18 protein-coding genes are annotated in these 20382 nt (G+C 70.3%); 9 read left to right on the top strand and 9 right to left on the bottom strand.

What is annotated here, in order from left to right:
• Nucleotides 1-95 precede the first annotated feature (95 nt).
• A complete protein-coding gene (locus ACZ69I_RS24965; RefSeq protein ID WP_470834699.1) occupies nt 96-3053 on the bottom strand; it encodes an FAD-binding and (Fe-S)-binding domain-containing protein in 2958 nt (985 codons plus the stop codon).
• Nucleotides 3054-3122: 69 nt separating this feature from the next.
• On the bottom strand, nt 3123-3566 hold the full coding sequence (locus tag ACZ69I_RS24960; RefSeq protein WP_470834697.1) for a MarR family winged helix-turn-helix transcriptional regulator: 444 nt from the start codon (nt 3564-3566) through the stop codon (nt 3123-3125).
• Between the two features lie 94 nt (nt 3567-3660).
• Between ACZ69I_RS24960 and ACZ69I_RS24955 the strand changes: the two genes are divergently transcribed.
• From ACZ69I_RS24955 to ACZ69I_RS24940, 4 genes are all read left to right on the top strand, one after another.
• Nucleotides 3661-5469 (top strand): ABC transporter ATP-binding protein, encoded by a 1809-nt coding sequence (locus ACZ69I_RS24955; protein ID WP_470834696.1) that lies wholly within the window; start codon nt 3661-3663, stop codon nt 5467-5469.
• Between the two features lie 43 nt (nt 5470-5512).
• Entirely contained in the window at nt 5513-6325 is an 813-nt protein-coding gene (gene mltG / locus ACZ69I_RS24950; RefSeq protein ID WP_470834695.1) for an endolytic transglycosylase MltG, read from the top strand.
• A 144-nt stretch (nt 6326-6469) separates the two neighbouring features.
• Entirely contained in the window at nt 6470-7171 is a 702-nt protein-coding gene (locus ACZ69I_RS24945; RefSeq protein WP_467682761.1) for an antibiotic biosynthesis monooxygenase, read from the top strand.
• A 227-nt stretch (nt 7172-7398) separates the two neighbouring features.
• Complete coding sequence (locus ACZ69I_RS24940; RefSeq protein WP_470834693.1) at nt 7399-8712, top strand: S8 family peptidase; 1314 nt, start codon at nt 7399-7401, stop codon at nt 8710-8712.
• Nucleotides 8713-8744: 32 nt separating this feature from the next.
• Here the strand turns inward: ACZ69I_RS24940 and ACZ69I_RS24935 are convergent, their stop codons facing one another.
• The 6 genes from ACZ69I_RS24935 to ACZ69I_RS24910 form a co-directional block, all read right to left on the bottom strand.
• The gene (locus ACZ69I_RS24935) at nt 8745-9854 is read right to left on the bottom strand and encodes an NAD(P)-binding domain-containing protein (RefSeq protein ID WP_470834692.1); all 1110 of its coding nucleotides are present in this window, start codon (nt 9852-9854) and stop codon (nt 8745-8747) included.
• A 52-nt stretch (nt 9855-9906) separates the two neighbouring features.
• Nucleotides 9907-11115, bottom strand: coding sequence for an LLM class flavin-dependent oxidoreductase (locus ACZ69I_RS24930; RefSeq protein ID WP_467682764.1), 1209 nt, complete (start codon nt 11113-11115; stop codon nt 9907-9909).
• A gap of 2 nt (nt 11116-11117) precedes the next feature.
• The gene (locus tag ACZ69I_RS24925) at nt 11118-12164 is read right to left on the bottom strand and encodes an ABC transporter substrate-binding protein (RefSeq protein ID WP_467682765.1); all 1047 of its coding nucleotides are present in this window, start codon (nt 12162-12164) and stop codon (nt 11118-11120) included.
• 65 nt (nt 12165-12229) lie between these two features.
• Nucleotides 12230-12973 carry an ABC transporter ATP-binding protein gene (locus ACZ69I_RS24920; RefSeq protein WP_467682766.1) on the bottom strand — a complete coding sequence of 248 codons (744 nt, stop codon included), beginning with the start codon at nt 12971-12973 and terminating at the stop codon, nt 12230-12232.
• Nucleotides 12946-13884 carry an ABC transporter permease gene (locus tag ACZ69I_RS24915; RefSeq protein ID WP_470834689.1) on the bottom strand — a complete coding sequence of 313 codons (939 nt, stop codon included), beginning with the start codon at nt 13882-13884 and terminating at the stop codon, nt 12946-12948. The genes ACZ69I_RS24920 and ACZ69I_RS24915 overlap by 28 nt, the downstream gene beginning before the upstream one ends.
• Before the next feature lie 277 nt (nt 13885-14161).
• Entirely contained in the window at nt 14162-14245 is an 84-nt protein-coding gene (locus ACZ69I_RS24910) for a putative leader peptide (RefSeq protein ID WP_355809829.1), read from the bottom strand.
• Between the two features lie 114 nt (nt 14246-14359).
• Between ACZ69I_RS24910 and ACZ69I_RS24905 the strand changes: the two genes are divergently transcribed.
• Nucleotides 14360-14782 carry a secondary thiamine-phosphate synthase enzyme YjbQ gene (locus ACZ69I_RS24905; RefSeq protein WP_467682768.1) on the top strand — a complete coding sequence of 141 codons (423 nt, stop codon included), beginning with the start codon at nt 14360-14362 and terminating at the stop codon, nt 14780-14782.
• 25 nt (nt 14783-14807) lie between these two features.
• On the opposite strand, the gene rsgA is transcribed toward ACZ69I_RS24905, so the two are convergent.
• Nucleotides 14808-15911, bottom strand: a complete 1104-nt coding sequence (rsgA, locus tag ACZ69I_RS24900) for a ribosome small subunit-dependent GTPase A (RefSeq protein WP_470834688.1) — start codon at nt 15909-15911, stop codon at nt 14808-14810.
• Nucleotides 15912-16267: 356 nt separating this feature from the next.
• Here rsgA and ACZ69I_RS24895 point away from each other — a divergent pair, with 356 nt between their 5' ends.
• From ACZ69I_RS24895 to ACZ69I_RS24880, 4 genes are all read left to right on the top strand, one after another.
• Complete coding sequence (locus ACZ69I_RS24895) at nt 16268-17905, top strand: peptide ABC transporter substrate-binding protein (RefSeq protein ID WP_470834687.1); 1638 nt, start codon at nt 16268-16270, stop codon at nt 17903-17905.
• 57 nt (nt 17906-17962) lie between these two features.
• Nucleotides 17963-18892, top strand: coding sequence for an ABC transporter permease (locus ACZ69I_RS24890; RefSeq protein ID WP_467682771.1), 930 nt, complete (start codon nt 17963-17965; stop codon nt 18890-18892).
• A gap of 55 nt (nt 18893-18947) precedes the next feature.
• Nucleotides 18948-19922, top strand: coding sequence for an ABC transporter permease (locus tag ACZ69I_RS24885; protein ID WP_470834685.1), 975 nt, complete (start codon nt 18948-18950; stop codon nt 19920-19922).
• Nucleotides 19923-19933: 11 nt separating this feature from the next.
• A partial coding sequence (locus ACZ69I_RS24880) for an ATP-binding cassette domain-containing protein (protein WP_470834683.1) occupies nt 19934-20382 on the top strand: 449 nt, incomplete at its 3' end.

Raw genomic sequence — 20382 nt, 5'->3', positions numbered from 1 at the left:
CTGGGGCGGAAGCCACCCTTACGGGGGTGCGGGCGAGGCGCAAGGGACCGAAGTGGTCAGGCAGTTGGACTTCTCGGAGCGAGGCTGGGAGCGGTCTAGGTGCCGGTGCCCCCTCCCGTACCCGGCGCCGGAGCGCGGGTCGCGCGTTCCAGCTCCAGGAGCACGGAGTAGTAGCCGCGGCCCGTCGCATGGTCCATGCCGACCTCGCACATGCGGTTCGCAGAGAGGTGCGCGTCGAAGGAGCGGGACAGGACCTCGGCGGCCTCTTTGCGCGTGGCCGATTCCGTGAGCTCCTTGTGGAGCATGCCGCGGTCACCGGCGAAGGCGCAGCAGCCCGCGTCGTCAGGGACCACCACCTCGTCCGCGCACGCCTCGGCGACGGCGCGCAGCTGTGCCTCGTCGCCGAGGTGCTGCATGGAGCAGGTGGGGTGGAGCACGGCGGAGCCGACCGTGCGGTGCACGGTCAGGCGCGGTAGCAGTTCGTCGGCGGCCCAGACGATCGAGTCGAGGACGGTCAGCTCCCGGTGCAGCTCGCGGTTGTCCGGGGTCAGGTAGGGCACGACCTCGTGCGCGATGCCGAGCGTGCAGGACGAGGCGTCGACGATCAACGGCAGTCGGCCGCCCGCGGTCCAGCCCCAGGCCGCCTCGACGATGCGGTTGGCCATGATCCTGTTCCCGGCGTCGTACCCCTTGGAGTGCCAGATCGTCGCGCAGCACGTCCCCGCGACGTCCTGCGGGATCCAGACCGGCCGCCCCGCGCGCGTGGAGACGGCGACCAGGGCCTCGGCCAGGGAGAGGTCGCCCGGGCCGCCGAAGATGCGGTTGACGCATGCCGGGTAGTAGACGGCGGCGGCGTCCACGCGCCGGGTGCGCGGGAGCCTGCGCGCGGCGGCGCCAGGGATCCCGGGCAGCCACTCCGGGACGAGGTCGGGGCGTACGGCCCTGCGGGCGGCGCGGGTCGCCGCGGTGAGGAACCGGTCGCTGATCCTGTCGGCGGCGGCCACCGCGAGCCGCGCCGAGGCCTCGACCACCTTGAAGTTCTTCGCGGCGAACGCGGCCGCTCTCTCCTCCCGGGGCGAATGCCGCGCGTGGCGGAAGTCCTTCATCAAGGCGCCCGTGTCGATGCCGACCGGGCAGGCGATGCCGCACGTCGAGTCGCCCGCGCAGGTGTCCACCGCGTCATAGCCGTACGCCTCGACGAGGCCGTCCTCGACCGGAGAGCCGTCGGGCTGGCGCATCATCTCGCGACGGAGCACGATCCGCTGGCGCGGAGTGGTGGTCAAGTCCTGGCTGGGGCACGTCGGTTCGCAGAAGCCGCACTCGATGCACGGGTCGGCGATCGGCTCCACCCTGGGGATGGTCTTGAGGCCGCGCAGATGGGCCTTCGGGTCGCGGTCGAGGACGATGCGCGGCGCGAGGACGCCGCCCGGGTCGATCAGCTGCTTCGTGCGCCACATCAACTCCGTGGCCTGCGGGCCCCATTCCAGTTCCAGGAAGGGCGCGATGTTGCGGCCTGTGGCGTGCTCTGCCTTGAGCGAGCCGTCGAAGCGCTCCACGGTCAGGCGGCAGAAGTCGTCCATGAAGGCGGCGTAGCGCTCCACGTCGGAGGGGATCGCCGCGTCGAAGGCGAGCAGGAAGTGGAGGTTGCCGTGGGCCGCGTGGCCCGCGACGGCGGCGTCGAAGCCGTGCCGGATCTGGAGGTCGAGGAGCGCCTGGCAGGCCTCGGCGAGCCGCCCGGGCGGGACCGCGAAGTCCTCGGTGATGAGCGTCGTCCCCGACGGGCGGGCGCCGCCGACGGCGGTGACGAACGCCTTGCGCGCCTTCCAGTAGCCCCCGATCGTCTTCGCGTCACGCGTGAAGGCGTTGGTCACCGACGCTACGGGCGCGACCAGTTCGAGCCCTTCGAGGGCCGTGGCGGCGGCCGCCTCGTACCTCTCCTGGGCGCTCTCGTCCGGAGCGCGGAACTCCACGAGGAGCGCGGTGGTCGACTTCGGGAGGCTCGCCCAGTCGGCGGGCACCCCTTGGACGCTCACCGAAGCGCGCAGTGTGTTGCCGTCCATCAGCTCGACGGCGAGCGCGCCGGCCGCGTTGAACAGCGGCACCGCGGCGGCGGCAGCGGGCAGCGAGGGGAAGAACAGCAGGGCGGTGCTCGTGTGCCGGTCCAGGGGCAGCGTCTCGAAGACGATCTCGGAGATGAAGCCGAACGTGCCCTCGGAACCGACCATCAGGCCGCGCAGGATCCGCACCGGCGTCGCGCCGTCGAGGAAGGCGTCGAGGCGGTAACCGTTGGTGTTCTTGATCTCGTACTTGGCGCGGATGCGGGCGACCAGATCGGGGTCCGCCTCGATCTCCCGCTTGAGTGCCAGCAGGCCCTCGCACAGGACCGGTTCCGCGTGTGCCAGCTGCTCGTCGGCGTCCTGCGCCGCCGTGTCGACGACCGTCCCGGAGGGGAGGACAAAGGTCAGGGAGGCCACCGTGCGGTAGGAGTTGCGGGTGGTGCCCGCGGTCATGCCCGACGCGTTGTTCGCGACGACGCCGCCGACGGTGCAGGAGATCGCGCTGGCGGGGTCGGGGCCGAGCACCCGGCCGAACCGGGCGAGGGTGGCGTTGGCCCGCACGACCGTGGTGCCGGGGCCGATACGGGCCCGCTCGCCGTCGCCGAGCACCTCGACGCCGGACCAGTGCTTGCGCACGTCGACCAGGATGTCCTCGCCCTGGGCCTGGCCGTTCAGCGACGTGCCCGCCGCGCGGAACACGACCTCGCGGCCCTTGCCCTGCGCGTACGAGAGGACGGCGGACACGTCGTCGATGTCCTCGGCGACGACCACCACCTGCGGCACGAAGCGGTAGGGACTGGCGTCCGAGGCATACCGCACGAGGTCCGAGACCTTCGTCAGGACCTTGTCCGCGCCGAGCAGTGCGGTCAGTTCCGAGCGCAGCGGCTCGGGTGTGCCGGTGGCCCGCCGGTCCGGTACGCGGTCGTGGGAAGGGCCGTCCGTGCGCGACGCGGCACCGGGACGCAGGGCGTCCGGCTCGGGCTCCAGCAGTGGCATGAGCTCTCCTCGGCGGTTGCGGCGGCCTGCCCGTCGGTGCCGGTGGCGGTGTCCGGCGGGCCGGTGGTGTCAGCAGCGGCGGACGTCCGGCACATCGAACAGCGCGTTCAGCAGGGTGCCCAGCTGCGCGCGCTGTTCGGCGTCCAGTGGAGCCAGGATGTCCTCCGCTGCGGCCCGGCGCGCGCCGCGGAGCTCACCGAGGGCCTTGAGGCCCGCGTCGGTGAGTTCGATGCGGATCACGCGGCGGTTGGTCGGGTCGGGCGCGCGGCGCACGAGATCGGCGGCCTCCAGGCCGTCGACCAGGGTGGTCACGGCGCGGGGCACGACTTCGAGGCGCTCGGCGAGGTCGGCCATGCGCGGCGGGGTCTCGTAGTGCGCGAGGGTGCGCAGGAGACGGGACTGGGCGGGCGTGATGCCGGTCGGCACCAGGTGGCGCTTCTGGATCCGCTGCAGCCTGCGGGTGAGCCGCAGCAACTGTTCGGCGAGCAGGCCGTCTGGGTCCGGGGTGTTCATGCGGGAACATTATCAGGACCTTGTGCATTGTGAGTGTAGGTAACAGTGAGCTATGCTCCCCGAGTCATCGTCGTCCGAGATCCCGAAGGAGCCCATGCGCCACGACGAACCCACCTGGACGCCGCAGCCCTCCGCCCCCGGCGAGGAGCCGCAGCCACGCCAGATGCGCCGCATCCTCCGCCTCTTCCGTCCTTACCGGGGCCGCCTCGCGATCGTGGGCCTGCTGGTCTGCGCCGCCTCGCTCGTCTCGGTCGCGACCCCGTTCCTGCTCAAGGAGATCCTCGACACCGCCCTGCCCCAGGGGCGCACGGGCCTACTGAGCCTGCTCGCGCTCGGCATGGTCCTCAGCGCGGTCGTCACGAGCGTCTTCGGCGTCCTGCAGACCCTGATCAGCACGTCCGTGGGCCAGCGCGTCATGCATGACCTGCGCACCGCGGTCTACGGCCGGTTGCAGAGCATGTCCCTGGCCTTCTTCACGCGCACGCGCACGGGCGAGGTCCAGTCCAGGATCGCCAACGACATCGGGGGCATGCAGGCGACGGTCACCTCCACCGCCACATCGCTGGTCTCCAACCTCACGAGCGTGATCGCGACGGTCGTCGCCATGCTCGCCCTGGACTGGCGGCTCACGGTCGTCTCGCTGCTCCTCCTCCCGGTCTTCGTGTGGATCAGCCGCCGTGTCGGCCGCGAGCGCAAGAAGATCGCCACGCAGCGCCAGAAGCAGATGGCCGTGATGGCCGCGACGGTCACCGAATCGCTCTCCGTGAGCGGCATCGTCCTCGGCCGCACCATGGGGCGTGCCGACTCCCTCACCAAGTCCTTCGCCGACGAGTCCGAGCAGCTGGTCGACCTGGAGATCCGCTCCAGCATGGCGGGCCGCTGGCGCATGGCCGTCATCTCGATCGTCATGGCCGCCATGCCCGCCGTCATCTACTGGACGGCCGGTCTCGCCTTCCAGATGGGCGGCCCGACCGTCTCGATCGGCACGCTCGTGGCCTTCGTCTCGCTCCAGCAGGGCCTGTTCCGGCCGACCGTGAGCCTGCTCTCCACCGGCGTGCAGATCCAGACCTCGCTCGCGCTCTTCCAGCGCATCTTCGAGTACCTGGACCTGCCCGTAGACATCACCGAGCCCGAGAAGCCGGTGCATCTCGACCAGATCAAGGGCGAGGTCCGGTTCGAGGACGTCGAGTTCCGGTACGACGAGAAGTCGGGCCCCACGCTCCAGGGCATCGACATCGCGATACCCGCGGGTGGCAGCCTCGCTGTGGTCGGCCCCACCGGCTCCGGCAAGTCGACCCTGAGCCACCTCGTCCCCCGGCTCTACGACGTCACGGGCGGCCGCGTCACGCTCGACGGGGTCGACGTGCGCGACCTCGACTTCGACACCCTCGCGCGCGCGGTCGGCGTGGTGTCTCAGGAGACGTACCTCTTCCACGCCTCGGTCGCCGACAATCTCCGCTTCGCCAAGCCGGACGCCACCGACGAAGAACTGGTCACCGCGGCGCGCACCGCACAGATCCACGACCACATCGCGTCGCTCCCGGACGGGTACGACACGGTCGTCGGCGAGCGCGGCCACCGCTTCTCCGGCGGCGAGAAGCAGCGCCTGGCCATCGCCCGCACGATCCTGCGCGACCCGCCGGTCCTCATCCTCGACGAGGCGACCAGCGCCCTGGACAACCGCACGGAGCGGGCGGTGCAGGAGGCCATCGACGCCCTGTCCGCCGACCGGACCACCCTCACGATCGCCCACCGGCTCTCCACCGTGCGCGGCGCCGATCAGATCGTGGTCCTGGACGCCGGCCGCACCGCCGAGCGCGGCACCCACGAGGAGCTTCTGGAGCGCGACGGCCGTTACGCCGCCCTCCTCCGCAGAGACGCCCAACTGGAGCCCGCGACATGAATATATGTCTGGAATGTCGGCATTTGCGGGTTACCGTGCCTCCATGCAGACCAAGACTCCGCGACGGGGCACGATTCGACTGACGCGGCGGGGCCGGATCGCCCTGATCGCGACCGGAGCCGCCGCTGCGGCCGCCGCCGTGGCGGTGCCGCTGCTGCTTCCTGACGACGACGCACGGCCCGAATCCCTGACCATCCCCGAGGGGTGGCGCTCGGGCCAGGTGTACGCGGCCGTGGACAAGGCCCTCGGGGTGCCCGCCGGGACCACGAAGAAGGCCCTCCCGAAGGCCGGGCTCAAACTTCCCGGCGACGCGCACGGAAACCCCGAGGGCTATCTCTTCCCGGCCACGTATCCGATCGGCTCCGGGTCGACCCCGGCGTCCGTCCTCTCGTACATGGTGAACACGGCGAACAAGAAGTTCGGCGGCGGCCAGGTGACGGCGGGAGCCGGTCACAATGCGGTGAACCTCTACCAGACGGTCACCATCGCGAGCATGATCGAGGCCGAGGCGGGCTCCAAGGGGGAGATGGGCAAGGTCGCCCGGGTCATCTACAACCGCCTCGACCAGGGCATGCCGCTACAGATGGACTCCACCATCAACTACGCGCTCAACCGCTCCACCCTGGCCACCAGCGAACGCGACACGAAGATCAGCAGCCCGTACAACACCTACGCACGCATGGGCCTGCCACCCACGCCGATCAACAACCCCGGCGAGGAGGCGATGCGGGCGGCGGTCAACCCGACGCCGGGGAACTGGCTGTACTTCGTGACGGTCAAGCCGGGCGACACACGTTTCACAGCCAGCTTCGAGGAACACCAGAAGAACGTGGGGGAGTTCAACAAGGCCAAGTAGCAGGAGGTCAGGCCATGGGGAGTGGCCGAAGGCCAGGGGGGAAGTCCGCACGCTCACGGGTCGGCTTCGCCTTGACCTCAACCGTGGTTCAGGTAGAACGCTTCGCACTGTTCGTACCGCTCAGTAGCCGAGAAGGAGCCGACCATGCCCGCACCGATATCAAGCGCCTTTCCCGACGTCCGGCGCGCGGACGCCGGGACGATCCTCGTCAGTTCCTGGCCACTGCCGGCAGCCGGAGTCCAGAAGCAGGCCGCAGACCTCGTGCTGGAGGAGTGGGAACACTTGGAACGACCGGCCGGCATGCTCTCGTTCACGACGTTCCTCAGCGAGAACGGCCGCGAGGTCCTGAACTACACGCAATGGACGGACGACGACGCCTACCGTGAGTGGGCGCACGCGGCCCGGCGCTCCGAGGACATCAGCAAGGTCGACCGCATGCTCCTGGGCATCGAGCGCCCCGGCGAGGTGCGGTACTCGCTCTACCGCAGCTACACCCCCGAGGACAGCACGGACCGGACCCCCGGCGCGCTGGTGACCCCCGTCTTCGAGACCGAGGGGCCGGACAACCAGCGTGCTTTCGTCGACGGTGTCATCGACATCCTGGAGCGCACCCGTCCGCCGGGGCTGCTCGCCGTCCACTTCCACACGAGCAAGGACGGCCGCCGGGTCCACAACCACGCGGAGTGGCGGGACATGTCGGCCTGGCGACGCTTCTCCGAGGGCGGTGGCACCGTGGAACTGGCCATGATGATCGAGTCCTTGGAAGGCGTCACTCCGGCTCCCACCCGGCCGAGCGTGCCGCGCTACCTCCCGTACAAGAGCCTGGTGAACGTCGCCGCGCCCTGAGCCGCGCGCTCACCCCCGTGGTCCGGCCTCTTGTACCGCGCCGTGCGGCGCGAGAGGCTGGCATGCGCTCCGCGTCGCACCACGGGCAACGACCGTGCCCCGCACCGAACATGCCCCGCCCCCGCCCTGGCCGGCCAGCCGTCCAGGTGACCGGCCGACCGGCCTCGGCCGACTGGCCAACCGGCCAACCGGCCAACCGGCCAACGAAAGGTTCAGGTGCACCGGGAATGAGAACGCGTTCGCGTCGGCGGCAGACAGCGGTACTGCTCTGCGGCGCGCTGACGGCCACCGCCCTGCTGGGCATCGCTCCCGCCGGCCGGGCCGCTTCCGACGGTCCCGCCGGGAAGTTGCGGATGGCGAGCGGTTCCGAAACCGCCGTGCCGAACGGCTGGATCGCCGTGCTGAACGCACCCGGTGCGGGAGATACGGGCGATGCGGCCGAACAGGTCGCCTCCGAAGCCGTGCCCGCCGTGGCGCGCGAACTCGTCGGCAGGGCCGAAGGCGCGCGGCTGGGGCAGGTGTACCGGGCCGCGCTGCGCGGCTTCTCCGCCCGGATGAGCCGGGCGCAGGCGGCCCGTCTCGCCGCCGACCCCCGCGTCGCGTATGTCCGCCAGGACACCCGGGTACGGATCGGGACCCCGCGGGGCGCGTCGACAGGGGGTGGCGCCACCGCGCCGGAGGTCGCGAGGGACCAGACCCAGCCGAACGCGCCCTGGGGCCTCGACCGCATCGACCAGCGGCGCCTCCCGCTGGCCACCACGTACACCTACCGCACCACCGCTCCCCGCGTCAGCGTGTACGTCATCGACACCGGACTGCGGACCACCCACGCGGAGTTCGGCGGCCGCGCCTCGGTCGGTACCGACACCGTGGGCGATGGCCGCAAGGGCGATGACTGCAACGGCCACGGCACCCACGTGGGAGGCATCGCCGCGGGCACGACGTACGGGGTCGCCAAGCAGGCCCGCCTGGTGGCGGTGCGCGTCCTGGACTGTCAGGGGTCGGGCACCACGTCCGGGGTCGTGGCGGGCGTCGACTGGGTGACGGCGAACGCGTCGGGTCCGGCGGTGGCGAACATGAGCCTCGGCGGCGCGGCCAGCGACGTCCTCGACGGCGCGGTCCGCGGATCCATCCGTTCCGGGGTCACGTACACCGTGGCGGCGGGTGGCTCGGGCCAGGCGGGCGGCGCCTGCGGAACCTCGCCGTCCAGGGTGGCCGAGGCGATCAGCGCGGGCGCGAGCGACCGAGGCGACCGCCGGGCCTCCTCGTCCAACCACGGAGACTGCGTGTCCCTGTTCGCGCCCGGCGTGCAGATCCCCTCGGCCTGGAAGGACGGCGACACCGCCACGGCCACCCTCAGCGGCACGTCGATGGCCGCGGCGCACACGGCGGGCGCGGCGGCGCTGCACCTTGGGTTCCGGCCCACGGACACCCCGGCCCAGGTGAAGCGGGGCCTCGTCGATCACGCCACCACCGGTGTGCTGCAGGGCGACCCGCCCGTCGTCCCCGACCGGCTGCTCCACACCCTGTACCTGCCGTAGTCACGCGCCGAACTCGCCACGGGGCAGCCGCCTCACACGGTGACCGGCGCCCCCGCGAGCAGCCGCTGGATGTCGCGGACGGCCGCACGCCCCGCGCGATTGGCGCCGATCGTGCTGGCCGAAGGACCGTAACCGACCAGATGGACGCGGGGGTCCGCGGCGGCGCGGGTGCCCTCCAGGCGGATGCCGCCGCCCTGCTCGCGCAGCCGCAGGGGGGCGAGGTGTTCGACCGCCGGACGGAAGCCCGTGGCCCAGAGGATGATGTCCGCGTCGACGCGGCGTCCGTCGTCCCACTCGACGCCGGTCGGGGTGATCCGGTCGAACATCGGCAGCCGGTCGAGGACGCCGTCCGCCCGGGCCCGGCGGATCGCGTCGTTCACCGGCAGTCCCGTGACGGAGACCACGCTCTGCGGCGGCAGCCCCCGACGCACGCGCTCCTCGACCATGGCCACGGCCGCACGCCCCCAGTTCTCGTCGAAGGGGCCCTCGCGGAAGACCGGGGGCCGCCGGGTGACCCAGGTGGTGGAGGCCGCGTACGGTGCGATCTCCATGAGGTGCTGCGTGCCGGACGCGCCGCCGCCCACGACCACGACCCGCTGACCCCTGAAGGCCTCGGGCCCCGGGTAGATCGCCGTGTGCAACTGCCGCCCCAGGAAAGTCTCCTGGCCCGGGTAGCGCGGCCAGAACGGCCGGTCCCAGGTGCCCGTCGCGTTGATCAAGGCGCGCGTCGACCACAGGCCCGCCGAGGTCTCGACGAGGAGCCTTCCGCCGTCGCCCTCGCGGACCTTGTGCACGTCGACGGGGCGCCGTACGCGCAGGTCGAAGCGGCGCTCGTACTCCTCGAAGTACTCCCCGATGACCTCCGACGACGGGCGTGCGGGGTCGGCGCCCGTCAGCTCCATGCCGGGGAGCGCGTGCATGCCGTGTACCTTCCCGTACGTCAGGGAAGGCCACCGGAACTGCCAGGCGCCGCCGGGCCGGGGCGCGTGGTCGAGGACCACGAAGTCCCGGCCCGGCTCGAAGCCGACCCGCCGCAGGTGGTGGGCGCTGGACAGACCCGCCTGCCCGGCGCCGATGACGACCACGTCCACGTCCTGTGCCGCCGCCGAGGCGGCCGCGTCTCGTACCCCGATGTTGTTCACATTTCTACTAACTTCGCCGGGGTCCAGGATCTTCCCGTAGGGAGCGGACGTTTCAGCGGCCCCCCGCCACCAGCAGCGGCGCGCCGCCCGGAGCGGAGGCGGGCCGGCCGTTCGACGCGGGGACGCCCGAGAGCGGCGACGCCGGAATCCGTGGCAGCAGGCCGCGCGCGGCCAGCTCGGGGATGACGCCCTCGCCGAACCAGTAGGCCTCCTCCAGGTGCGGATAGCCGGAGAGCACGAAGTGTTCGACACCGAGCGCGTGGTACTCCTCGATCCGGTCGGCGACATCGGCATGGGCGCCGACCAGGGCCGTACCCGCTCCACCGCGCACCAGGCCGACGCCGGCCCACAGGTTCGGCGAGATCTCCAGCTTGTCGCGGGAACCGCCGTGCAGCGCGAGCATCCGCTGCTGGCCCACGGACTCGCTGCGTCCGAGCGCCTCCTGGGCGGCCGCCACGGTGTCCGGATCGAGATCGTCGAGGAGCCGGTTCGCGGTCGCCCACGCGTCGGCGGCCGAGTCGCGGGAGATGGTGTGCAGCCGGATGCCGAAACGGACCGTACGCCCTTCCTTCTCGGCGAGACCGCGAATCCAGTCGATCTTCTGCTTGACCTGCTCCGGCGGCTCCCCCCACGTCAGGTACACGTCCGAGTGCCGCGCCGCGACCGGGCCCGCGGCCGCCGACGAGCCACCGAAGAAGATCTCCGGCAGCGGGTCGGGAGGCAGCGCGGTCAGCCCGCCCTCGATCTGGAAGTGCTCGCCGTCGAAGTCGTACGGCCTGCCGCTCCACACTCCCCGTACGACCGAGAGGAACTCGTCCGTGCGGGCATAGCGGCGGTCGTGGTCCAGGTGATCGCCGAACCGCCGCTGCTCGGTGGAGTCGCCGCCGGTCACCACGTTCAGCAGCAGCCGGCCGCGGGTGATGCGCTGATACGTCGCCGCCATCTGCGCGGCGAGCACCGGGGAGAGCACGCCGGGGCGGAAGGCGACGAGGAACTTCAGCCGCTCGGTGTGCTGGGCGAGCGCGACCGTCGTCAGCCAGGCGTCCTCGCACCATGTACCCGTCGGCGTGAGCACCGCCTCGAAGCCCAACTGCTCGGCGGCCTTGGCAATCTGGGACAGGTACTCGATGTCGGGCGCGCGCACGCCGCTCACCGGCGTGACCCGGGAGCGCGTGATGCCGCCGTCCGTGTAGGCGTGCCGGTCGACGAGGGTGCGCCCGTCGCCGCCGGTCGGCAGGAACCAGTGCAGATGGACGTTCATGGTCAGGACTCCTTGCGGTACGTGCGGGGCTCGGTGGTGGAGGGCGGCAGGCCGTCGTTGAAGCGGGTGTCGACGAAGTCGCCGAAGTCGATGCGGCGCGGAATCAGCTTGAGCTCGGTGAAGGTGTCCGCGATCTTCTGCTCGGACCTGACGACGTTCTTGTCCACGGCGACCGATACCCGGGTGCCGTTGGTGCGCTTGACCGCGTCGAGCGCGACGTCGTAGGGCAGGCCGGTGTCCTTCGCCCAGACCTTCGCCCACGCCTCCGGGTGCTTGTAGACCCAGTTCTGCGCCCGCCGGAGCCGCTTCAGGTAGTCGGAGATCGCCGCGGCCTTCTTCTTGTCCGCGAGGGCGCCGGGCGCCGCCGCCTGGAAGGCGAGCCCGTTCACCACGCCGTCGCCGTCGGTCAGGACTCGGCCCTTGTCGCTGCGCAGGACCTGCGAGGTGTACGGGTCCCAGACGGCCCAGGCGTCCACCTTCCCGCTGGTGAAGGCGGCCAGCGCGTCGGCGGGCTGCAGGTACTTGACCTTGACGTCCTTGAAGTCGAGTCCGGCCTTGCGCAGGGACGCGATCAGCTGGAAGTGCGCAGACGAACCCTGCGCCACCGCCACGGATCTGCCCTTCAGGTCCTGCGGCTTCTTCAGCGGAGAGTCGTCCGGCACGAGGATCGTGTCCCCGGCCGCGCCGCCGTGGCTCGCGGCCACCACGGTGATCTTCGAGCCCGCGCCCGCCGCGAAGACCGGGGGAGTGTTGCCGATCGCGCCGAGATCGACGGCCTTGGCGTTGATCGCCTCCAGGAGCGGTGGTCCGGACGTGAAGGTCGACCAGCGGATCTTGTAGTGGAGGTCGTCGAGCTCCCCGGCCGCGCGCAGCACGGCTTCCGAACCGCCCCTCTGGTCGCCGACGTTGAGTGTGAGCGACCCCTTGCCGTCGGTCCCGCCGCCCGCACCGCCGACCGAGGTGCCGGCGGACGACGTGCCGGCGCAGGCGGAGAGCAACAGGGCCGAGGGGAGCAGGAGGAGCGTGGTGGTGGGGCGTGGTCGTGGCATGGCGGTTCCGTTCGGTCGGATCGGTGGGTCGGGCGGGGTGGGGCGCCCGGCCGGCAGGGGAGTGCTCAGGAGACTTCGGCGGGCGATTCGACGCCGAGCCGTCGCAGCAGCTCCGCGCGGAGCTCACCGAAGCGGGGGTCGGAGATGCCGCGCGGCCGCGCCAGATCGATCTCCGTCTCGTACGCGATGACACCGTCGTCCATGACGAGCACGCGGTCGGCCAGGAGCACCGCCTCCTCGACGTCGTGCGTGACGAGGAGCACCGCGCAGCCGCGGCGCTGCCACAGCTCGTCGACGAGCCGCTGCGCCTTGATGCGGGTGAGGGCGTCGAGCGCGCCGAACGGCTCGTCGAGCAGCAGCAGGTCGGGCTCGCGCACCAGGGCGCGGGCGAGCGAGGCGCGTTGGGCCTCGCCGCCGGAGAGCGTCTTGGGCCAGGCGTCGACGCGGTGCTTCAGGCCCACCTCGGCGAGCGCCTGCTCGGCGACGCCCCGGTCGGGCCTGCCCGGCAGGCCGAGCAGCACATTGCGCCACACCCGTTTCCAGGGCATGAGCCGGGGAGCCTGGAACGCGACGGCCTTGCGGCGCGGCACGAGCACGGTGCCCTCGATGTCGCGGTCGAGGCCGGCCAGGATGCGCAGCAGCGTCGACTTGCCGCAGCCGCTGCGTCCCAGCAGCGCCACGAACTCGCCGGGCCGGACGTCGAGGCGCAGGTCGTCGATGACGGCGCGCCCGTCGAAGGTGCGGGTCAGCCCGTCGACGCGGACGGCCGAGGGCGTGGTCGTCACCGGCCGGTGAATGTCGGTCGCCATTGCAGCAACAGCCTTTCGAGAGTACGGACGACGAAGTCGGCCGTCAGGCCGAGGAAGGCGTAGACGACCAGGCAGACGACGATCACGTCGGTACGCAGGAAGTCGCGGGCCTGGACCATGAGGAAGCCGATGCCGGAATCGGCGTTCACCTGCTCGGCGAAGACGAGGGCGAGCCAGGAGATGCCCAGGGAGTAGCGCAGTCCCGTCATGGCCCCGGGTAGCGCGCCGGGCAGGATGACGTGGCGTACCAGCCCCCACCGCGACAGCCCGAGGGACTCCCCGGCCTCGATCAACTGGGCGTCGACACCGCGGATTCCGGCGTACACGTTCAGGTAGAGCGGGAAGGAGACGCCGAGCGTGATGATGGCGATCTTGGGGGCCTCGCCGATGCCGAACCAGATGATGAACAGCGGGATCAGCCCGACGAACGGCACGGTGCGCAGCATCTGCACGCTGGCGTCCACGAGGTCCTCACCGATGCGGAAGAGACCGGAGACCAGCGCCAGGGCCGTGCCGATGACGGTGCCGAACAGCAGCCCGAGGGCGACGCGTTGCAGCGAGACGCCCATGGCGTTCTGCAGGGAGCCGTCGCCGATGAGATCGCCCGCGACCTGCGCGATGGTCCCTGGCGAGGCGAGCACGTCGCTGGTCAGGACGCCGGTGGCGCTGAGGAGCTGCCAGAGCGCGAGCAGGGTGAGGGGGCCCGAGGTACGGCGCAGCCAGCGGGGGACGCGTGCGCGGCGGCGGGAGGAGGGGACGAGGGCGACGAGGTCGGGGCCCGGCGCCGACTCGGGCTTCGGCTCGGCCTCTGCGGTGCGGGGGCCCGGTTCGTTGGTGTCGCCATTGCCCATAACGGACTTACCGGGTATATCGGGTGCCGATGTATGTGGCGGGGCATGGCTGGTGCGCATGGGTACTCCAGGGCGTGAGGAGGCGCGGGAGGGGCCGGAGAGGGGAACTCGGACCGGTGGGAGGGGTGTGACGCGCGGGGTGCTCGTGGCTGACGGCAGGCGCGAGTACGGGACTGGCGCGCGGTCCGGGGCGGGGGTCGGTGCCGCAGGTCAGGCGTCGATACCCGGACGGGTGCGCGAGAACAGCGGCAAGGCGACTACCGGCCGAACGGAACGGAGGCCGAACAGACCGCCGACCGAACCGGTCGGACGCGGAGCGAGAGCAGGTGAAAGGGCGTCAGCAGCCGCGACGACACGCGGAAGAGGCCACCCGCAGCAGGTCGATGTGACCGCGCGTGGTGAGCAGGGCTGAACGCAACATGCCGCAGAACGTAGCCAGATCGCGCACGCACGGTCAATGACGTCTCGAAGGGCGGACTCCCGGTATCAGCCAATGGAAGGGTGGCCGGGAGGCCGAGTGGGAGAGAATGGTGGTATGTCCGACGCATTCACCACCCGAGTCCTGCAGATCACCACCGGATCGGCCGAGACGGTCGTCGACCTCACCGCCGACTGCGAGGCCTTCCTGCGCGAAGCGGCAGCCGGCCGTGACGGCCTCCTCAACGTCTTCGTTCCGCATGCCACGGCGGGCATCGCCGTCCTGGAGACGGGGGCGGGCAGCGACGACGACCTGCTCGCCGCGCTGCACACCCTGCTCCCCGCCGACGACCGCTGGCAGCACCGCCACGGCAGCCCGGGCCATGGCCGCGATCACGTCCTGCCCGCGCTGGTGGCGCCGCACGCGACCCTGCCGGTCGTCGCGGGGAGCCTGGAGCTGGGGACGTGGCAGTCGGTGTGCCTGGTCGACACCAACCGCGACAATCCTCAGCGCAAGGTCCGGTTGTCGTTCCTGGGGTGACGGGGCCGACGGGGGGAACGCCCGCTCAGTCGCGCACCGCGCCGCGCTTCGCGCCCCGTTTCCAGTTCCGGCGGACCTCCTCGCGCTGGCGCACGTCGATGCGCTCCGCGATCCACTCGTTCTCCTTGGTGAGCTTGCGGTAGCTCTCCAGGCGCCGCTGGGAGAGCTCGCCGTCCGCCACCGCCGCCAGGACGGCGCAGCGCGGTTCCGCGGTGTGCGAGCAGTCGTGGAAGCGGCAGGACTCCGCCAGGTCCTCGACGTCGGAGAAGAGCAGGGAGAGACCGTGCGCGGCGTCCCACAGGCCGACGCCGCGCAGGCCGGGGGTGTCGATCAGGGTGCCGCCCCCGGGGAGTACGAGCAGGTCGCGACGGGTCGTGGTGTGCCTGCCCTTCCCGTCGCTGTCCCGTGCGGCCTTGACCTCCTGGAGATCCTGGCCGACGAGCACGTTGGCGAGGGTGGATTTGCCCGCTCCGGACTGGCCGAGGAGCACCGAGGTGCCGTCGGACAGCCGGGCCGCCAGCTCGTCCAGGCCCGCGCCGGTCCGTGCGCTGACGGCGAGGACCGGCACGTCGGGAGCGGCGTCACGGATGTCCTCCGACAGGAAGCGCAGCGTCTCCGGTTCGTGGATCAGATCGGACTTGGTCATCACGACCATGGGCTGTGCCCCGCACTCCCATGCGAGGGCGAGGAAGCGTTCGACCCTCTCCAACTCCAGTTCCACGGCGAGCGAGATGGCGATCACCGCGTAGTCGATGTTGGTCGCGAGGACCTGGCCTTCGGAGCGCTTGGACGAGGTGGACCGCACGAACGCGGTACGGCGCGGCAGCAGGACCCGCACGGCGGCCGGGTCGGCCTCGGGGTCCAGGGCCACCCAGTCACCGGCGCAGACGGCCCACATGGGATCGCGTGAGGCGACGGGCCCCGGGTCGGCGTCCAGGGTCAGTACCGAGGAGCCGTCCGCGGCGAGCGTCACCACCTCGCAGCGGCCGCGGTCTACGCGGACGACGCGCCCGGGCAGCAGCCCCTTGGGCGCGTAGGGGGCGAAATCCGCTTCGACCCTGTCGTTCCAGCCGTACTCCGCGAGTGGATGGGAGTCGGCGAGTGGATGAGAAGCAGCAAGTTCTGTCAACGGTTTAGCCCTTCGAGAAGCCGCGTCGTTCGAGCCTACCGACGGGGCCGGTCGCTGCCAACAGAACAACTGCCCCACCACACCTGTAATCACTCTGCTTATGCCGGGCTAAGTCTGTGTGCTGAACGGGAGTTAAACGCTGAGCGGAAACAGGCAGCAACGCATCGCCCGCGAGGGGTCGCAGCCAATTACCCTTACGTTTCGGTGGCATGGACTTCCCTTCCGATTGCTCCCGATACGGAACATGCCGTCGTGCTGCGTAATGGAAACGTGACGTGGTTCCGGGTGGCCCAGAAGTCCTGATCCCTCCAATAGTTGGGCGCCAGGGTGGGATATCGAGGGAGGCAGGCAACTGCATGCGTGGTGTCGGGAGAATCAGATGGGCCGCGGGGGTCGCGGCCCTCGCCATGGCGGCGACGGCTTGTGGTGGAGAAACCCAGAGCCAGGGATCTGCCGATGGCGGAACCTTCCGATTCGGTCTGACCGAACCGGTCTCGATCGACCCGGGGCTCGCGTCGGAGACCACGGGGCTGATTGTCTCCGAGGTGCTGTTCACCGGTCTGTACCGCGTGAATCCCAAGGGCGAGATGGAGCCTCGGCTCGCCACGGCGGCCACGACCAACGACGATTGCACGCAGTGGAAGTTCTCGGTCAAGAGCGGCACGAAGTTCACCAATGGTGAGCCGGTGGACGCGGCGGCCTTCGTGCGTGGCTGGAACCGCTCGGTGAGCCCGGAGCTGGCCTCCGACGTGTCGTACCACCTCGACGGGATCGTCGGGTACGAGAAGGTGCGCAGCGGAAAGGCGAAGGAGCTCAGCGGGCTGTCCGCGCCCGATGCCACTTCGCTGCGGGTCAAACTCTCCGCGAGTGACTGCGAGTTCGACAAGAAGACCGCGCACACGGTGTTCAGCCCGATTCCCAAGGCGGCCGGAACCGGCGGGAACAAGAAGTTCGCCGATGAGCCGATCGGGAACGGCCCGTTCAAGATGGCGGGCAAGTGGGACCACAACAAGAAGATCTCGATGGTGCGGAACGACGGCTACGGCCTCAAGAAGGCCAAGATCGGCGGGGTGGACATCACCCTGCTCAACGATCAGAGCATGTTCGACCTCGAATACCAGGGATTCCAGACCGGTCTCTTCGACTACGCGCACGTTCCGCCGGGCCAGCTGAAGGCCGCCGAGGCCAAGTTCAAACCCGCGGGCAAGTGGCTGACGCAGGACGTCAACGGCATGAACTACCTGCTGCCGATCACCGATCAGGGGCCGCTCAAGAGCCGTGACGCCCGCCTCGCGATCTCGTACGCCATCGACCGCGAAGCCATCACCAAGGGGCTCTACAAGGGCTACCAGCGGCCGGCGTCCTCGATCATCCCGCCCGCGCTGCCCAAGTCGTACCAGGACGGGCTCTGCGCCTCCTGCCTGAAGCCCGACGCCAAGAAGGCCAAGGAGCACGCGAAGGCGGCGGGTCTCAAGCCGGGTACCGAGCTGTCCATCGTGTTCAACACGGGGGTCGGGCACGACCAGTGGATCCAGGCCGTGGGCAAGCAGCTCGAGGACACGCTCGGGCTCAAGGTGAAGCTCCGGGGCAAGTCCTTCAAGGAAGGGCTGCAGGCCGAACAGAGCGCGGACGCCACGGGACTGTTCCGGTACTCGTGGGGCGCCGACTACCCCACGCCCGACAACTACCTGTACCCGCTCCTGCACTCCGGTTCGATCGCCAAGGACAAGAGCGGTGAGGTCATGGGCGACAACCGCAGCCGCTACAGCAATCCGAAATTCGACAAGCTCGTCGACAAGGCGCGCGCCACGAAGGACGAGAAGAAGCGGATAGGACTCTACAAGCAGGCCGAGAAGGTGGCCATGGACGACATGGCCCTCATCCCCACCTTCCACCGGTCCGAGTACCGGCTGGCGGCGAAGGACAAGTTCAACGGGCTCGATGTCCTTTCCTTCGGAGAGTCGCCGGTACTGGAGGGACTCTCGCTGAAGTAGCACACGGGGGAGCACGAGAGGTGAAGTGAAGAAGCGGCACAGGGGAGAGGACACTTTATGGGGCGCTTTGTTGCCCGTCGTTTCGGGCAGATGGTGATCGTCCTCATAGGAGCGACCGTCGTTCTCTTCATTTGCCTCTTCGTGCTCCCGGGCGACCCGGTCGGGTCGCTGGCCGGCGGTGGCGAGAACGCCCACGATCCGGTGGTCGTGGCCCAGTTGCAGGAGCGCTACGGCCTCGGCAAGCCGTATTACGAGCAGTACTTCAACTACGTCGGCAGGCTGCTCTCCGGTGACCTCGGCGAGGACTACGTGCAGCGGCGCGAAGTCAGCGAGATCCTCGCGCCCAAGCTCCTGAACACCGCACAGCTCGCGCTGGCCGCCATCGTCATCAACATCGCCGTCGGAGTTCCCGTCGGTGTGCTGGCGGCCCTGCGCAAGTACAGCATCTGGGACGTCTCGGCGACCTTCGTCTCCACGCTGACCATCGGCTTCCCCACCTTCGTGGTCGGATTCCTGCTGCAGAAGTTCTTCGTCGTCGAGCTGGGCTGGTTCCCGCTCCTGAGCGACGGCACCATCAAGTCCCTGGTGCTGCCCGCGGTGACGCTGGCCATCGTCGACGCGGCGCTCGTGGCCCGGCTGATGCGCGGGACGATGCTGGAAGTGCTCCAGGCGGACTACATCAAGACGGCCGTCGCCAAGGGCCTGCCGCGCAGAACGGTGCTGTTCAAGCACGTCCTGCGGAACAGCATCATCCCCGTCGTCACCTATCTGGGCATCTCCCTCGGTCTGCTGATGGGCGGCGCCCTGATCGCCGAGGCGATCTTCAACTGGGACGGGGTCGGACTCGCGCTGGTCAACGCGGTCCGTCAGCAGAACAACCCCATCGTCCTGGGCGTGGTGACGTACGGGGTTGCCGTCTTCGTCTTCCTGAGCCTGCTGGTGGACCTGTTGTGCGCGGCCCTGGACCCACGCATCCGGGAAAGCTGACCGCCTGAACTTCCGCCGGTCCGACCGTGACTCCGGCCCCGACGAAGGAACCTCCATGAGTGAAGTGACCAAGGGCCCGGCGGTCCTGACCGAGGGGCCGTCAACAGCGGCTCCGGCGACCGAGGAGACCTCGCCGCGGGCGGGCGCCGGAGCGGGGGAGCGGAACGACGCCGACGCCGGGGGGCTCTCACAGACCACCTACTGGCGGGTCGTGCGTGCCCGGTTCCTGCAGAACCGGCTCGCCGTGGTCGGCCTCGTCATCGTGGTCGGTCTGGTGCTGACCGCCGCCCTGGGCCCCCTGCTCGCGCCCCACGACCCGTCCACGCAGGACCTCGGCCACACGATGGAGGGCCCGTCCGGCGAACACTGGTTCGGCACGGACGGCCTGGGCCGCGACCTGCTCTCCCGGCTGATCGCGGGCACCCGCCTCGCTCTGCTGATCGGGCTGGCGTCCATCGTGCTGACCTGCGCGATCGGCGTCACGCTCGGTGCGCTCGCGGGCTATGCGGGCAAGTGGGTCGACGCGGTGATCATGCGGACCGCGGATGTGTTCCTGGCCTTCCCGCTGCTCGTCGGCGCCATCGCGATCATCCTGGTGACGGGGCAGGGCGTCTGGCCGGTCATCGCCGCGCTGGCCCTGTTCTCGTGGGCGACGGTGGCCCGCCTGCTGCGCAGTTCGATGCTCTCCGTACGAGAGGCGGACTACGTCGCCGCGGCCCGGGCCCTCGGCGCCGGGCACACCCGGATCGTGCTGCGGCACATCCTTCCCAACTCGATGACACCGGTCCTGGTCTACGCCGCCTTCAACACCGGCACGGCGATCGTCAGCGTCGCCTCGCTCTCCTTCCTGGGGATCGGCGTCGCCCCGGGCGTCCCGGAGTGGGGGAACATCCTCGCCGAGGGCCGGCAGTTCATCGGCGTCAGCGATCACCTCTGGGCGTTCCCCAGCCTCGCGATCGTGCTGACCGTGCTCGCCTTCGTCTTCGTCGGTGACGGCCTGCGCGACGCCCTCGACCCGAAGTTGCACTGAGGAAGGCGTACGTGACGACCATCGACAAGGCCATGAGCGTTCCGGAACCGCGAGCCGGGGGCGGGGACGGCGCCCCGCTGCTCGAACTGCGTGATCTGCACGTCGAGTTCCACATGCGTGATGGTGTGGTCAAGGCGGTGAACGGGGTCAACTACAGCGTGGACGCGGGTGAGACGCTCGCGGTGCTGGGGGAGTCGGGTTCGGGCAAGTCCGTGACCGCGCAGGCGATCATGGGCATTCTCGACATGCCGCCCGGCAGGATCCCGCAGGGCGAGATCCTCTTCCGCGGCCAGGACATGCTGAAGATGTCCGGGGAGCAGCGGCGGAAGATCCGTGGCCGGAAGATCGCGATGATTTTCCAGGATGCGCTCTCCTCGTTGAATCCGGTGCTCTCGGTGGGCTATCAGCTCGGTGAGATGTTCCGGGTGCATGAGGGGCTGTCCCGCAAGGCGGCCAGGGC

The organism is Streptomyces sp. NPDC036815, assembly GCF_055609205.1.
Note: the sequence above shows the minus strand (reverse complement) of the source record. Positions and strands in the feature narration are given on the sequence as shown.